Genomic DNA, 15,105 nt, shown 5'->3' on the forward strand with positions numbered 1-15,105 from the left:
GTCGGGCATGACGCCGTACGAATCGATCCGCGTCGAGACGCGCGATCGGGTAACGACTGTGATCATGGCCCGTCCCGAGCGCCGGAACGCGGTCGACGGTCCGATGGCCGCCGAACCGGCCGACGCGCCTCGTGCTCTCCAAACCGGTGATCGCGGCGGTGGAAGGCTACGCGGTTGCCGGTGGACTCGAACTGTCACAGTCTTCCCACAGACCTGCATGCGCAACGACCGCCGCTCGGTCTACGAACAGTTCGGCCGCTCCGAATCCGAGGCGCTCGGATTCGTATTCGCCCTCGGTATGGAGTCCGTTGGAAGCGACACGGTCGGAGGGGCAGCGCGGTTCGCGTCCGGGGAGGGCAGGCACGGTTCGTTCTCCTGGCCCGATCCTCGACACCGATCACGCGATCAGGCCCCGCTCGCGCGCCGCGACCACTGCGGCGGTGCGATTGTCCACGTCCAATTTGGTGAAAGCGTGCACCAGATGGGATTTCACGGTTGCCTCGCTGACGAAGAGCTGTTTGGCGATCGCGCGATTGGACAACCCTTCGGCGACCAGCGACAGCACTTCGATTTCGCGGGCGCTGAGGTCGGTGCGGGGCTGCTGCATGCGGCGGTAAAGGCGCTGGGCCACGTCCGGGTCCAGGACGGTCTCCCCACGGGCCGCCGCGAACACCGATTCGATCAGCACTTTCGGGTCGGTGTCCTTGAGGAGGTAGCCCGCCGCACCGGCTTCGACCGCGCGCAGAATGTCCGCGTCCGTGTCGTAGGTGGTGAGTACGACGACCCTCGGCGGATCGGCCGCAGTCAGGATCCGGGCGGTCGCCTGCGCCCCGTCGATCCCCGATCCCAGACGCAGATCCATGAGCACCACATCGGGTTTCGCGGCCGCCGCCGAAGCCACGGCTTCCTCACCCGACGATGCTTCGGCCACCACCATGATGTCATCGTGCGACGCCAGCAACGCGCGTAGTCCCGCCCGTACCACCGGGTGATCGTCGACGAGCAGTACACGTACCGCACTCATGCGACCCGCCCGATCGGAAGGGTTGCGGCGACCGCGGTTCCGTCTCCGGGTGCCGATTCCACGACGAGTGTGCCACCCAGTTCGGCCAGTCGTTCCCTCATCGACCGTAAGCCGAATCCACCGTCCTGACGTTGATCGAAGCCGATACCGTCGTCGACGATATCGAGCCGTACTTCGTCGGATGCGTAGCTCAATGTCACCCGTACCCGACGCGCCCGCGAATGCAACCGCACGTTGGCGAGAGCACTCTGGGCGACGCGGAGCAAGGCGACGTCGCAGTCCGTCACCAGCGGGATCGGATCGCTGTCGGTGAGCAGGTCACCGGTGATCCCGGTCTGCTGTTCGAGTTGGTCGAGCAGGCGCCGCAACGCGGATTCGAGCGGTGCGGACTCGAGCGCAACCGGCGCGAGCGCGTCGACCACCCGGCGGGCCTCGATCAGATTCTGCTGCGCGGTGTCCGCGATCTGCGCGAAGATCGCCGCGGAATTGTCGGGAGCGCGCTGCCCGGCTCGAGAGAGCAGCAGAATGGACGAAAATCCTTGCGCCAGAGTGTCGTGGATGTCACGCGCGAGGCGGGAACGTTCGGTCAGTGCGCCCGCTTCCCGTTGCAGCGCGACCAATTCGTCCTGCGCCCCGAGCAACTCTCGGTGCGCCTCGGTGAGTTCGTCCACCAACTGCTGTCGCTGCGCGGACTGCCGCACCAACTGTTGATAGACGACGGCCATTCCGGCGGCAGCTGCCGCCCCGAACACCGGTCCGAGAATCGAGGCAACCGTGTTCGTGGTGCCGTGCCACAGCGTCGCTGCGATCGCTATCGCGGTCAGCATGATCGTCACCGTCAACGCGACCGGAGTGGAGAACAGGGGAAAGCACAAGAAAAACAGGGCGAACGCTAACCAGACGAAGTTGACATCCGCCACCACGAGAGCCAGCCAGCCCAGCCCGAGCGCCGCGAACCAGATCTGCCCCGATCGGCGCTGTACCGGCTCCCCGTTCTCGAAGCCCTCACGCTGCGCGAACCAGATCCCGAAGAGATACCACCCCGCTACCACGACAGCGAGCGCGACGATCGGAACGGGATGAGCACTGTCGGTAACCGTGCGCACGACACCCACCGCGAGGAGCAGGAAGAACAGCAGATGGGCGCCGAATTGCATGGCGCGTAGCACCGGCACGGCCCCGCCCGAGTCAGACCCATCGGAATTCCGCATTTCGCCCACTCTAATACCGCACTATGCCGTCGACCGCACCGATCGACGATCTCCAACTTTCGATGGATCAGCGAACCCAACCAATGCGCGATGCCGGGAATGTTGCCTTGCACGACGCTGAGATGCATGTTCCTCGCTTTCCGTGATCTCCGGTTCGCCAAAGGTCGCTTCACGCTGATGACCTCGGCCCTGTTCCTCATTTCGCTGATGGTGGTCACGCTGTCGGGGCTGACCTCCGGACTGGGTAATCGGTCTATCGCTGCGATCGAGAACATCGGCGCCGACCACTTCGCATTCGGTGCTCCCCCCGATGGCCGCTCGGTCTCGTTCGCCGAGTCGACCGTGACGACGCGGCAGTATGCGGAACTTGCAAAGGCCGACGGTGTCGATGCTGCGTCGATCATCGGGGTGGCACCCGCTCGGATCAGCGTCGACGGTCGAGAAGTTGCCGCTTCTGCGTTCGGCGTCGACGGGCATTCTTTCGCCGCTCCGGTCGTGCTCGGTGCCGGCTCGGTAGCCGTGGACGCCGACCTCGCCAATGACAACGGATGGACGAACGGAACCCGGATTTCGATGAGCGGAAAGGTATTCACCATCACCGCTCTGGTCGACGACTCGTTCTACAGTCATCAGCCCGTGGTCTGGATGGACCACGACGCATGGATGTCACTGCCGTCGGCCGGTGGCAGTGACGGCACCGTCGTTGCATTGCGGACCTCCGCAGGGTTCGACGCCGATTCTGTCGGTGAGGCGACCGGGACGGCCGTCACCGACGGCCGCGGTGCGCTGAACGCGATCGGGTCGTACACCTCCGAGCGTGGATCGCTGCTGTTGATGCAGACGATGCTGATGATCGTCAGCGCCTTGGTCGTCGGGGCCTTCTTCACGGTATGGACCATCCAGCGCGGCCAGGACCTCGCTGTGCTCAAGGCTGTCGGTGCCTCCACCCGCTATCTGCTCCAGGACGCACTCGGGCAGAGCTCGATCGTGCTGGTACTCGGATCCGGACTTGGAACCCTGGCCGCAGCCGGTCTCGGAACGGCAGCCTCGCGGTTGGTTCCGTTCTCGCTCACGATGTCCACCACCGTGGTTCCGTTCCTCGCCCTCGTTGCGACGGGCATGATCGGCGCGGCTGCTTCCCTGGTCCGTATCGCCAAGGTCGACCCGCTCGCTGCCCTTGCAGCCGCTCGATGAGTCATCTACCGAGAACGAAGGACTTCGACATGAGTATCTGCTTACACAACATCGTCCTCAGCTATCCCGACGGTGACGGGCATCGACGCGTCCTCGACGACGTGGATTTCGAGGTCCGACGCGGCGAATTCGTGGCTGTGACCGGTCCGTCCGGGTCCGGCAAATCGAGCCTGCTCGCTGTCGCCGGCCTTCTCATCACCCCCGATTCGGGTCGTGTCGTTATCGACGGCAGCGACATGACGGGACTGGACCGTGACGAGCGCACGACCGTGCGACGCGAGAAGCTCGGATTCGTGTTCCAGCAGTCGAACCTGCTGCCCTCGTTGACCGCAGTCGAACAACTGCAGATGATGTCCCATCTCGCGGGCGACTCGGTCCGCGAGAGTCGTGCCCGTGCCACGGACCTGTTGTGTTCATTGGGTCTCGACGGGCACCTGGACCGGCGTCCCCACCAACTGTCGGGAGGGCAACGGCAACGGGTTGCGATCGCGCGAGGACTGATGAACGACCCCTCGGTGTTGCTCGTCGACGAGCCCACCTCGGCCCTCGACGAGAACCGCAGCCGCGAGGTCGTGGCCCTGCTCGCCGATCTGAGCCGGGATCGGGATGTGGCGATCGTGATGGTCACTCACGACCTGAGCCGGCTGACTCTCGTCGACCGCGCCTGTGCCGTGCGCAACGGGACACTGATACCCCTGCCTGGCTCCGTGCCGAGCGCAATTCACTGAAACAGCGGCGAACTGTTGTCACGCGGTATCGGGAATCTTCCTGACCGGGCCATGGCTTGGGCTTCGGCGGAGTGGGGTCGATTTTCCGGACCGCGGGAGGCATCGTGAACGACCCAGCGCCTGTGTCCGGCGACGCGCGGCGGAGTCTGCGCACGTCGGAACCGATCGAGACCGGTGTTGTTGTCGATTTCTCGCGGAAACTCGACAACAACACCGGTCTCGATCTGCTGGGAATCGGAATCAGGCGGCGGGACGCCCCTGATCGCGCAGGGCGGAGAGGGCGTCGATGCGCTCGACTGCCTCGGCGACGATGCGGTCGATCAGTTCCTGGCAGCTCGGCAGGTCGTCGAGCATGCCGACGACCTGGCCCGAGGCGAGCACACCGGCTTCGGTGTTGCCTTCCACGAGACCGGCCTTGAGGAGCATGGGGGTGTTGGCGGCCATGATGATCTGCTGCCAGGTGCGGTCGCTCGCCTTCTTCATGGCTAGGCCGTCCTTGACGATGGTCGACCACTTCATGCCCGTCATCGACTTGAACTTCGTCGCGTTCCGCGCGGCCGCGAGCAGTCCCTTCGCGTAGGTGGACTTCTCGAGGCTGTTCACCAGGTCGGTGTTCAGGACCCGGTGCGGCATGCCGTCGACCTTGAGTGACACCGTGGTGTCCTGCAGTCCCCGCGAAAGGTACTGCTGCTTCACCGAATCGGGAACAGCACTGTCGCTCGTGAGCAGGAACCGAGTGCCCATCGCGATGCCGGCCGCGCCGTAGGACAGCGCGGCCGCGAGCCCACGACCGTCGAAGAAGCCACCGGCGGCGACGACGGGAATGTCGACGGCGTCGAGGACGCTCGGCAGCAGCAGGGTTGTCGCGACGGGACCGGTGTGGCCACCGCCCTCGCCGCCCTGCACGATCACCGCGTCGGCGCCCCACGAGGCGACCTTCACGGCGTGCTTGGCAGCACCGATCGACGGCACGACGACGATGCCGTGATCCTTGAGCTTGGCGATCAGCTCCTTCTTCGGTGCGAGGGCGAACGACGCGACCTTGACCTTCTCGCGGATCAGCAGGTCGATGCGCTCACCGGCGTCCGAGGCGTCGGCGCGGATGTTGACGCCGAACGGCTTGTCGGTCAGCGACTTGGTCTTCGCGACCGCCGCTTCGAGTTCGGCGTAGGTCATCGTCGCCGAGGCGAGGATGCCGAGACCACCGGCGTTCGACGTCGCGGCGGTCAGGCGGGGACCGGAGACCCAGCCCATGCCCGTCTGAACGATCGGGTGCTCGATCCCCACCAGGTCGGTCAGGGCGGTGCGCAGGACGGTCACAGCGAGACCTCGCGGTCGCGCAGACCCTTGGGGTCGATCACCTCGCGGATCAGACGCAGTTCCTCGAAGGTCGGCTCGCGGGTCACGCCCGCCTCGTCCAGGCCGGCGACCTCGAAGGAGGTGTTCTCCGCGACGGTGGACGCCTCGACACCCGGGTGCAACGAGAGCGCCCGGAAGGTGTGGTCGGGACCGCCGAAGTCGAAGACACCGAGGTTGGTGACGACCCGCGCGATGTCCAGGAAGCGGTACGCCGGGTTCTCGGGATCGACCTTGTCGTATCCGACACCCGAGACGATATCGACCGTGTCGACGAAGACGCGCGAGGAGTGCTTGCCGACCCAGTAGCTGGTCGCGTGGTTGATCGTGTTGCCGGGAGCGCCGCGCACACCGAACATCTGGCGTGTCGGCTGCTGGAGCGGACCGAAGGCCGACAGGTTCTGGTTGCCGTACCGGTCGATCTGGTTGGCGCCCATCACGACGTGACGGCGACCCGACGCGACGACGTCGAACACCTTGCGGAACGGCATCCAGCCTTCGATCGGTGCCTTCGCGCCGAGGGCCGGGACGTCGGCGAGGATGAGTGCTTCACCGTCGGTGATCAGCAGGTCGGGCTCGGTGGTGAGCTTGGCCAGGCGTGCACCGATCTGCGGCAGTGTCGCCATCGGGCTCGCCATGATCTCGCCGGCACCCGAGAAGATGTCGGCGCATGCGATCGCGCAGTACTCGGCGCGGGTCACGGTCTCGGTGGTGGTCATGCCTGCTCCTGTGCGAACTTCTGGACTGCGGCCTGGTAGTCGTCCTCGCTGCCCGAGAGGAAGCGGTCGACGAATGCCTGCCATGCCTCGGGGTCCTTGGCGGACTCGGCGTAGTGGCGCTGGAACTTCTCGTCGCGGCCGTAGCTGTCGCCCGCGAGGGTGAAGTGCGCCCCGTTCGGTGCTTCGACGATCCCGTCGACCATCATGCGGTTGAGCAGGAGCTGCTGCAGCGGAACCTCTTTCACGAGCTGCTCGGTCTCGACGATCTTCTCGACGGAGACGTAGCGACGTTCGGCGGCCATGCAGTAGAGGTCGTCGAAGTAGGGGTCCACGCCCTGGTAACCGGAGTTGCCGTGCTTGTCGCCGATGTTGAGGTGCACGAACGAGGCGTCGAGGTTCAGCGCCGGCATGGCGATGAGGGTCTCGGTGCCGTCCGGTCCGGGATACGGCGAGGTGACGGTCTTCAGTTCACCCTCCCAGAAGTCGACCACGGCCGAACCCAGGCCCGCGCGGAGGGGCAGGAACGGCAGGCGCGCGGCGGCGGCTTCCAGGCCGCACTTGATCATGCCCTCGTCCATCTCACGGGCGATGATCTCGCCGCCCGTGCGGGCCTTGGAGAACCACGGGTCGTAGAACGGTGCCGAGTCGAGCGAGACGAATCCGTAGTACGCCTTCTTCACCTTGCCCGCCGAACACAGCAGGCCCAGATCGGGACCGCCGTAGGTGACGACGGTCAGATCTTTCACGTCCGAACGGAGGATGGCCCGCACGAGGGCCATGGGCTTGCGGCGCGATCCCCAGCCGCCGAGGCCGATGGTCATTCCGCTGCGCAGCTCGCCGACCACGTCGTCGAGCGACATTCTCTTGTCACGCATGGTGTTCCGAACTCCTGGTGGTGTGAGGCGTCAGCTGTTGCTGCGCGGCTTTCCTGTTGCGACGAACTCGTCGCGGTGCTCGTCGGCGATGCCGGCGAGATTCAGCTCGAAGGTGAAGCCCTGCTCGAGGCGGTAGCTCGTCTTCACGTCGACGGGGTCGATGCGGTTGATGGCTTCCTTCGCGCGGCGGATGACGCGGGTGTCCTTCGCAGCGATCCTCTCGGCGACCTCGCGTGCGGCGGCGTCGAGTTCGCTGCGCGGCACGACCTTGTACACCGAGCCGAAGTGCTCGAGCTGCTGCGCGGTGACGTTCTGCGCCGTGTAGTAGAGGGTGCGCATCATGTGCTGGGGGACGAGGCGCGCGAGATGCGTTGCGGCGCCCAGTGCACCGCGGTCGACCTCGGGCAGGCCGAAGACGGCGTCGTCGGAGGCGACGATGACGTCCGCGTTGCCGACGAGGCCGATACCGCCTCCGACGCAGAAGCCGTTGACGGCGACGATGACCGGTACCTCGCAGTCGTAGACGGCGGCGAATGCCGCGGCACACCCGTGGTTGGCGGCGATCAGGGCGTCGAACCCTTCGGTGGCCTGCATTTCCTTGATGTCCACACCCGCGTTGAAGCCTCTGCCCTCGGCGCGCAGGATCACCGCGTGGGTGTCGAGACTGCGCCCGGCCGTGGTCACGGCCTCGGCCAGGTCGAACCAGGCCTGTGAGGGGAGAGCGTTCACGGGCGGGAAGTCGACGGTGACCGTGGTGATACCGGCGCTGTCGGAGGTCGAGGTGATGCCCATGGCATGTTCCTAACGTCTGTACCAAACCAAGCGATTGCTTGGTAAGTTAGCACAGGATAGCCGCCGGACCCAGAGGGTCGAAGGGCCGTAGGGTCGAGGTACGACCGATCATCGAGGAGAGAAGATGCCCGAAGCAGTAATCGTGTCCGCAGTACGGTCGCCGATCGGGCGAGCACGCAAGGGCTCGCTCGCGTCGATCCGCCCGGACGACCTGGCGACCCAGATGGTCGCCGCAGCGCTCGCGAAGGTCCCCGATCTCGATCCCACCGAGATCGACGACCTCATGCTCGGCTGCGGCCAGCCCGCCGGACAGTCCGGCTTCAACATCGCCCGCGTGGTCGCGGTGCAACTCGGCTACGACTTCCTTCCCGGCGTGACCGTCAACCGGTACTGCTCGTCGTCGCTGCAGACCACCCGCATGGCGCTGCACGCCATCAAGGCCGGCGAGGGCGACGTGTTCGTCTCCGCCGGCGTCGAATCGGTGTCGAGCTTCGTGACCGGCAACGCCGACGGTCTGCCCGACACCAAGAACCCGCTGTTCGACGACGCCCAAGCGCGTACCGCCAAGCTCGCCGAAGGCGGAGTGCCGTGGACCGACCCGCGCACCGAGGGTCTGCTCCCCGACGTCTACGTCGCGATGGGACAGACCGCCGAGAACGTCGCGTCCCACACCGGCATCTCGCGCGAGGACCAGGACCGCTGGGGCGTGCGCTCGCACAACCGCGCCGAGGAAGCCATCAAGAGCGGCTTCTTCGAGCGGGAGATCACTCCGGTGACCCTCGCCGACGGCACGGTCGTCAGCACCGACGACGGTCCGCGTCCGGGCACCAACTACGAGGCCGTCAGTCAGCTCAAGCCGGTCTTCCGCCCGGACGGCACGGTGACCGCCGGCAACGCGTGCCCGCTCAACGACGGTGCGGCCGCTCTGGTGATCATGTCCGACACGAAGGCGAAGGAACTCGGACTGACCCCGCTCGCGCGCATCGTCTCCACCGGTGTCTCGGGCTTGTCGCCGGAGATCATGGGTCTCGGACCGATCGACGCGACCCGCAAGGCTCTCGCCAACGCGAACATGGGCATCGACGACATCGACCTGTTCGAGATCAACGAGGCGTTCGCCGTGCAGGTGCTCGGTTCGGCGCGTGAGCTGAAGATCGACGAGGACAAGCTCAACGTCTCGGGCGGTGCGATCGCGCTCGGTCACCCCTTCGGGATGACCGGTGCCCGCATCACCGCGACACTCATCAACAACCTGCAGACCCACGACAAGCAGTTCGGCGTCGAGACGATGTGCGTCGGTGGGGGTCAGGGCATGGCGATGGTGCTCGAACGCCTCAGCTGAGCTCAGTCCTCCGAGTCGGTCGGGGGGTCGTCGGTCTGCCGCTTGCGCTCGTCCTGGCGCCGGCGGCGCGCGACCTCCCGGTTCGCGAGGACGGCCGCGAGCACGACCGGCCAGACGTACTTCGCCTTGTCTGCGACGGCCTTCACCCACTCGGGCACGGTGAAGTCGAACAGGGAGAATTCCGGCAGGGAGATGGTCGGCCACGGAATGTCGGGCCACGGAATGTCCGGCCAGGGAATGTTGGTATCCCAGTCGGGCCAATCGATTTCGGGGATCGGGATCTGTGCGAGCAGCCAGAGCGCGATCAGCGGCACGGCGACCCCGGCTACGGCGACCGCCGTGCGCTGGGCGGCGTATTTCCGGGGGTGCGCCCGGATCCATTCCTCGCGAACAGCCGCCTTGGATCCGGGCTCGGGGTCGAGGTCGACCCCGCCGATGCCGGTGAGGGCGGCTGCTGCCGCACCGAGTTCGGTGTCGCCGTCCCACCAGGTGACTCGTCGGGCCGGTCCGATGAAGGTGGGGAGCCTGACGGCGATCGCGCCGCGTTCGTGCCCGTCGAGGACGACCTTGTCGTCGGAGGTCTTCTTCGTGGCGATCTCCTCGCCGTCGATCGTCCAGGTGATCCTGCGGCCCAGCCCGGCATCGTCGATTTCCACGGCGTGCTCGGCGCTCTCCCAGGTGAGCAGCCAGCGCTCCGGAGTCTTCGGCATACAGTAATAATAGAGCGGACACTCCATCAATGGCATCCAGGGAGCCGGGGACATGGCACGTACGGTCGATCCGGTCCGGCACGAGGCGCGCCGCCTCGGGATCATCGACGCAGCTCTGACCTGCTTCGCCCGACACGGCTACGACGGCACGACCACGGCCGCGATCTGCCGCGAGGCCCGCATCGGGTCCGGAACCTTCTTCCACTACTTCCCCACGAAACTGTCGCTGATGGTGGCCGTTCTCGAACTGGGCACAGCCGAAAGCGTGGCGTGGTTCGAGGCGCAGAGCGGGCGAACCGACGCCACCCGTGTACTCGACGAATACGCCGTTCGGGCAGCAGAGGATGCGTCGGATCCCCGTACGGCCGGCTTCGTCCGAGCGGTCGGGGCTGTGATGACCCGGCCGGAGATCGCGGCTGCTCTCGACCGCGACGCCCGCGCGCTGCGCGACGGATTGCTTCCCTGGGTGCGGCTCGCGCAGCAGGCCGGAGAGATCCGGACCGACCTGCCCGCGGATCGGCTCGTCACCTGGCTACAGGCTTTGCTCGACGGCTACCTCGGCGTCGTCGCCGCCGAGACGTCCTTCGACCCCGTGCTCGAACAGGAAACGCTCCGCGACGCCCTGCAGCGCCTGCTCCGGCCGTAGATGTGCAGATCCGTCGTCACCAGTGGCCGTGGGTGTCGCGCCAGCCCTTGCGGATGATCTTCCCGGTGGCGTTGCGCGGCAACAGATTGCACGTCAGCGTCCATTGCGTCGGCACCTTGAAGTAGGCGAGACGCTCGGATGCGAAGGTCGTCAATTCCTCGACGGTGACCGTGGAGCCTTCGACGAGCACGACCACCGCAGCCACCTCCTGGCCCCATTCCGGGTGGGGTGCGCCGGTCACCATGCATTCGCGGACCGCCGGGTGCAGGGCCAGGACGCGCTCGACCTCCGACGGGTAGACGTTCTCGCCGTTCTGGTGGATGAGGTCGGCGCGCCGGCCCACCAGACGCAGACGGCCGTTCTCGACCACGCCGAAATCACCTGTGCGCAACCAGCGGTCGGGAGTGATCGCCTCGGCGGTCGCCGCCTCGTCGTCCCAGTAGCCGAGCATGACGAAGGGGCTGCGCACACACACCTCGCCCACGCGGCCGTCGGGCAGCCAGGCGCCGCTCTGATCCCGGATCTCGAGGCTCACCGTGATGATCGGCGCGCCCACCGTGCCGGGGAACTCCTCGAGTTCGGCGGCGGAGGCCACAGCGATCGACGTGCTGCACTCGGTGATGGTGTAACTGTCGACCATGGCATGCTTGCCGAACGGAAGCCCTTCGCGCAGAAGTTGTTTGAACTCCGGCGTCGAAGGTTCCGAGGACAGGGTGAACCGGCTCAGCGAGGTGAGGTCGTATCTGTCGAGATCTTCGTCCTCGAGCATCCGCGCCGCCATCGACGGCACGGCCATCCAGTGGGTGACCTGTTCCGCCTCGATGAGTTCGAGCACGGGACGCACGCCGTACCAGCCCTGGTTCATCACCACGGTGCTGCCGGTGGCCAGGCGCGGCACGATCGTGTTGTGCAGGCTCGTGATGTGGAACAGTGAGGACGTCAGCAGATAGCGGGAGTCCGATGGTGCGGACCGGTCGTATGTGCCGCCGGTCCAGATCGTCGCGATCGCGTCGAGGTACCGGTGGTAGTCGACCACTGCCAGCAGATTCCGCTGTGAGTGCAACGCACCCTTCGGATCCCCGCTCGTGCCCGAGGTGTACAGGAGGACGGCCGGATCGTCCTCGGCGACTCTCGGGGGCGGCGGCTGCGCGCCGTCGAATTCGGCGATGAGGCGCGGTAGATCCTCCTCGATCGACAGCACCACCGTCTGCGCACGGTCGATGCCGGCCACGGCCGCGGCACGCGGACCGTCGACGAAGAGCACCCGGGGTCGCGAATGACGGATACCGAATTCGAGTTCCGGTTGCACCCACCACGCGTTCAGGCCCACCGAGATCGCACCGAGGGCCTGCGTCGCCCAGAAGGCGGTGACCCACTCGGGCCGGTTCGCCGACAGGATCGCGACCCGGTCGCCCACGCCCACCCCGTACCGCTCGTGGAGCGCCGCGGCGAGGGCGTACGACATGCGCGCGTTCCGGGCGAAGGTGATCCGCTGATCGGTCGTGACCAGATACTCGCGGTCGCCCCAGGCGAGGGACTGCGAGAGCAGATCCGCCACGGCGACGTCGCGTCTGCGCATGACGGGTATCTCGGTGCCCAGGACGTCCTGCACGACGATCTCGAACTCGCCACCCGGACCGGTGAGTCGCGATACCAGCTGATCGAGGAAATGGGAGGGATCGGAGGGGATGGTCATCGCCTGTATCCCACCGGTGCCCCTGCACGCTTCACGGACGTCCCCTCCTCCATCGAGTGCGTACCGCCAGAATCTCACGACGGGTCACCCCGACTTCGAATGTACCGGTGAGTGGGACGGGCGGTGACGGTCACCATCGCTCTCCCTAGCCTGTGACCTGGGCGTCTGTGGAAAAGCGAGGTCCTGTCTCCGTCGGGCCGCCGCCCGGCGCCCCTGTGAGAAAGGACCGAAGACGAATGACCGCAACGACGCCGACGCCCGCGCAGTGGCGAGGCCACGACCTGGGTGCCCGCACGATCCGCTACGACGAGCGGGACGCGATCCTGTACGCGCTCGCGGTGGGCGCCGGCGCGGCGGACCTCGATCTCGTGTTCGAGGACCGGCTGCGGGTGTTGCCGACGTTCGCCCTGACGCTGGCCCAGTGGGCACCGGATGCGCTCGGTGCGCTCGGTGCCTTCGACACGGCCACCGCGCTCCACGGTTCCCAGAGCCTCGAGGTGCTCGCACCGTTGCCACGCTCCGGGGAGATCGCGATGTCGGCGCGCGTCGGTGAGGTCTGGGACAAGGGCCGGGCAGCGGTGTTCGAGGTCGTCGTCGAGAGCGAGTTCTTCATCGCGACGTGGTCGTTGTTCGCACCGGGAGCGGGAGGTTTCGGCGGCGAGCGCGGACCGTCGGCGCCGTCCGCACCGGAGGGGGATGCCGACGTGGTCGGCACGCTCGCCACACGCGCCGACCAGGCGGCGCTTTACCGGCTGACCGGCGACCGGCACCACATCCACATCGATCCCGAGGCTGCGGCGCGCATCGGACAACCCCGCCCCATCCTGCACGGCCTGTGCACGCTGGCGGCCGCGACCCTGCCTCTGGCCGACATGCTCGGAGGGCACCCCGCCGACCTGAAGACGCTGTTCGGGCGCTTCGCGGCCCCCGTCTTCCCCGGCGATGCGGCACAGGTCCGCGCCTGGGGTGACGCAGCGGATGTTCGGTTCGACGTCGTCACGGAGACCGGCGCCGTCCTGTCCGGCGGTCGCGCCGTTTTCGCTTGATCGCCACAACCGTCTGGAGGAAAGACTTGGACACGTTCGCAGATATAGTGCGCGCTCGTCACGGTGACCCGAAGGTGGGGTTGCGTTTCGAGGACCAACAGTGGACCTGGGGCGAGGTGGTTCAGGAAAGCGCCGATCGTGCCGCCGCGATCGTCGCGACCGTGCCTGCTCCCGCAGATCGGCAGCGCCACATCGGGGTGCTGCTCGAGAACGTACCGGACTTCGTCTTCTGGATCGGCGCCGGCGCCCTGGCCGGAGCAGCCGTCGTGGGCATCAACGCCAGCCGCAGCGGCCCCGAGATCGCCCGCGACATCGCGCACGCGGACATCGACCTCGTCGTCACCGAATCCCGCCTCGCCCATCTGCTCGAGGACACCGGCCACGGACTGCCGACCGACCGCATCCTCGACATCGACGACGATCGCTACGCGGAGTTCCTCGCGCCGTTCCGCGGTGCGGATCTGCCGGAGACGATCCCGTCCACCGACGACATCGCATTGTTGCTGTTCAGTTCCGGTTCCACCGGCGCTCCGAAGGCCGTGATCGTCGGCCAGGGCCGGCTCGCGCGCCTCCTCGGTCCACTCACCGAACGTGTTGGCATGCGCGAGGATTCGATCGCCTATCTGTGCATGCCGCTCTTCCACGGAAACGCACTCATGCTCAACCTCGGCACGGCCATGCGGGCCGGCGCGACCGTCTGCATGATCCGGAGGTTCTCCGCGAGCCGGTTCTCCGACGACATCCACAGCTACGGCGCCACTTTCGTCAACTACGTAGGCCGGGCCCTGTCGTACATCCTCAGCCGGCCGGAAGACCCCCGCGACCGCGCGAGCACCCTCGAACTCGCGTTCGGCACCGAGGCATCCGAAGCCGACGTGGCCCGCTTTTCCGAACGCTTCGGCTGCACGGTCGTCGAAGGCTACGGGATGAGCGAAGGCGTCTTCCGCATCAACCGCACCCCCGACACCCCGACCGGATCGCTCGGGGTCGCCGTCGGAGGCGTCGATGTCCGCATCCTCGACGAGGACACCGGGCAGGAGTGCCCCCGCGCCCGTTTCGACGAGACCGGTCGCCTCCTCAACAGTGACGCCGTCGGGCAGATCGTCGCGTGCGGTGCCGCCCACACCTTCGAGGGCTACTACAAGAATCCCGAGGCGATGGCCGATCGGGTCAAGGGTGACGACTTCTGGTCGGGGGATCTCGGGTACCGCGACGAGAACGGCTTCTTCTACTTCGCCGGAAGATCCTCCGACTGGCTTCGCGTCGACAGCGAGAACTTCTCCGCCACTCCCGTCGAGCGCATCATCCTGCGGGTGCCGGGCATCCTGTCCGCCCCGGTCTTCGCCGTGCCCGATCCCACGACCGGGGATCAGGTCATGTGCGCCGTCGAACTCGAACCCGGCGCGGAGTTCGACCCGGCGGTGTTCGGGGCGACCCTCGCCGAGCAGCCCGACATGGGAGACAAGTGGTGGCCGCGATTCGTGCGCGTCACCGCGCAGATCCCGCTGACGGGCAGCAACAAGGTGAACAAAGCCCCGCTGCGGGCGGTCGCGTGGAACACCCCAGACACGGTCTACGTGCGTGTCGGACGGACCTCCGAGTACGTCCTGCTCGGCGACGCGGAACGCACACGCATCGAGCGGGAGTTCGTGGCCAACGGCCGGGCGGCCCTGTTGCCGACCCCCGAACCTGCGCCGGTCGCATGATCGCGGTCCGGCCCGGTCTCACGACATCGGAAGGTCTCGACCAGTGAGATGTCCTCATCA

Annotated in this window: 14 protein-coding genes and 1 pseudogene; 7 read left to right on the forward strand and 8 right to left on the reverse strand. The window is 66.9% G+C overall.

The features are described 5' to 3' along the window. Nucleotides 1–7: 7 nt before the first annotated feature. Nucleotides 8–370, forward strand: a pseudogene (locus BO226_RS28260) (crotonase/enoyl-CoA hydratase family protein); the annotation flags it as partial. Nucleotides 371–397: 27 nt separating this feature from the next. Here BO226_RS28260 and BO226_RS23995 read toward each other — a convergent pair. Together BO226_RS23995 and BO226_RS24000 are read right to left on the reverse strand one after the other, a co-directional pair. After that, the gene (locus BO226_RS23995) at nt 398–1,024 is read right to left on the reverse strand and encodes a response regulator (protein ID WP_071936235.1); all 627 of its coding nucleotides are present in this window, start codon (nt 1,022–1,024) and stop codon (nt 398–400) included. Then, entirely contained in the window at nt 1,021–2,235 is a 1,215-nt protein-coding gene (locus BO226_RS24000) for a sensor histidine kinase (protein WP_071936236.1), read from the reverse strand. Before BO226_RS24000 ends, BO226_RS23995 begins: the two co-directional genes overlap by 4 nt. A gap of 126 nt (nt 2,236–2,361) precedes the next feature. Between BO226_RS24000 and BO226_RS24005 the strand changes: the two genes are divergently transcribed. Both BO226_RS24005 and BO226_RS24010 read left to right on the forward strand, forming a co-directional pair. Next, nucleotides 2,362–3,429 carry an ABC transporter permease gene (locus BO226_RS24005; RefSeq protein WP_071936237.1) on the forward strand — a complete coding sequence of 356 codons (1,068 nt, stop codon included), beginning with the start codon at nt 2,362–2,364 and terminating at the stop codon, nt 3,427–3,429. Between the two features lie 29 nt (nt 3,430–3,458). Further along, nucleotides 3,459–4,157, forward strand: coding sequence for an ABC transporter ATP-binding protein (locus BO226_RS24010; RefSeq protein ID WP_071936238.1), 699 nt, complete (start codon nt 3,459–3,461; stop codon nt 4,155–4,157). Nucleotides 4,158–4,397: 240 nt separating this feature from the next. Here the strand turns inward: BO226_RS24010 and BO226_RS24015 are convergent, their stop codons facing one another. Genes BO226_RS24015 through echA20 form a run of 4 tightly spaced genes read right to left on the reverse strand, consistent with a single transcriptional unit; the run spans nt 4,398 to nt 7,899 of the window. After that, the gene (locus tag BO226_RS24015; protein ID WP_071936239.1) at nt 4,398–5,477 is read right to left on the reverse strand and encodes an NAD(P)H-dependent flavin oxidoreductase; all 1,080 of its coding nucleotides are present in this window, start codon (nt 5,475–5,477) and stop codon (nt 4,398–4,400) included. Further along, nucleotides 5,474–6,232, reverse strand: a complete 759-nt coding sequence (gene ipdB / locus BO226_RS24020; protein WP_024102905.1) for a cholesterol ring-cleaving hydrolase subunit IpdB — start codon at nt 6,230–6,232, stop codon at nt 5,474–5,476. Before ipdB ends, BO226_RS24015 begins: the two co-directional genes overlap by 4 nt. Further along, complete coding sequence (locus BO226_RS24025; RefSeq protein WP_024102906.1) at nt 6,229–7,107, reverse strand: CoA transferase subunit A; 879 nt, start codon at nt 7,105–7,107, stop codon at nt 6,229–6,231. The genes ipdB and BO226_RS24025 overlap by 4 nt, the downstream gene beginning before the upstream one ends. Before the next feature lie 30 nt (nt 7,108–7,137). Further along, nucleotides 7,138–7,899 carry a (7aS)-7a-methyl-1,5-dioxo-2,3,5,6,7,7a-hexahydro-1H-indene-carboxyl-CoA hydrolase gene (echA20, locus tag BO226_RS24030; protein WP_071936240.1) on the reverse strand — a complete coding sequence of 254 codons (762 nt, stop codon included), beginning with the start codon at nt 7,897–7,899 and terminating at the stop codon, nt 7,138–7,140. A 124-nt stretch (nt 7,900–8,023) separates the two neighbouring features. Between echA20 and BO226_RS24035 the strand changes: the two genes are divergently transcribed. After that, a complete protein-coding gene (locus tag BO226_RS24035) occupies nt 8,024–9,241 on the forward strand; it encodes an acetyl-CoA C-acetyltransferase (RefSeq protein ID WP_006550414.1) in 1,218 nt (405 codons plus the stop codon). A gap of 2 nt (nt 9,242–9,243) precedes the next feature. On the opposite strand, the gene BO226_RS24040 is transcribed toward BO226_RS24035, so the two are convergent. Then, nucleotides 9,244–9,951, reverse strand: coding sequence for a hypothetical protein (locus BO226_RS24040; RefSeq protein ID WP_071936241.1), 708 nt, complete (start codon nt 9,949–9,951; stop codon nt 9,244–9,246). A 52-nt stretch (nt 9,952–10,003) separates the two neighbouring features. Between BO226_RS24040 and BO226_RS24045 the strand changes: the two genes are divergently transcribed. Further along, nucleotides 10,004–10,597, forward strand: a complete 594-nt coding sequence (locus BO226_RS24045; RefSeq protein WP_024102909.1) for a TetR/AcrR family transcriptional regulator — start codon at nt 10,004–10,006, stop codon at nt 10,595–10,597. A gap of 16 nt (nt 10,598–10,613) precedes the next feature. Here BO226_RS24045 and BO226_RS24050 read toward each other — a convergent pair whose 3' ends face one another. Further along, entirely contained in the window at nt 10,614–12,293 is a 1,680-nt protein-coding gene (locus tag BO226_RS24050; RefSeq protein WP_006550411.1) for a class I adenylate-forming enzyme family protein, read from the reverse strand. A 236-nt stretch (nt 12,294–12,529) separates the two neighbouring features. On the opposite strand from BO226_RS24050, the gene BO226_RS24055 reads away from it, so the two are divergent. Both BO226_RS24055 and BO226_RS24060 read left to right on the forward strand, forming a co-directional pair. Beyond that, nucleotides 12,530–13,339, forward strand: a complete 810-nt coding sequence (locus tag BO226_RS24055; RefSeq protein ID WP_024102911.1) for a MaoC/PaaZ C-terminal domain-containing protein — start codon at nt 12,530–12,532, stop codon at nt 13,337–13,339. Nucleotides 13,340–13,365: 26 nt separating this feature from the next. Beyond that, nucleotides 13,366–15,045 (forward strand): AMP-binding protein, encoded by a 1,680-nt coding sequence (locus BO226_RS24060; RefSeq protein ID WP_071936242.1) that lies wholly within the window; start codon nt 13,366–13,368, stop codon nt 15,043–15,045. Nucleotides 15,046–15,105: the final 60 nt, after the last annotated feature.

The sequence above is a fragment of the Rhodococcus sp. 2G genome (assembly GCF_001886355.1).
Taxonomy (GTDB): Bacteria; Actinomycetota; Actinomycetes; order Mycobacteriales; family Mycobacteriaceae; genus Rhodococcus; species Rhodococcus pyridinivorans.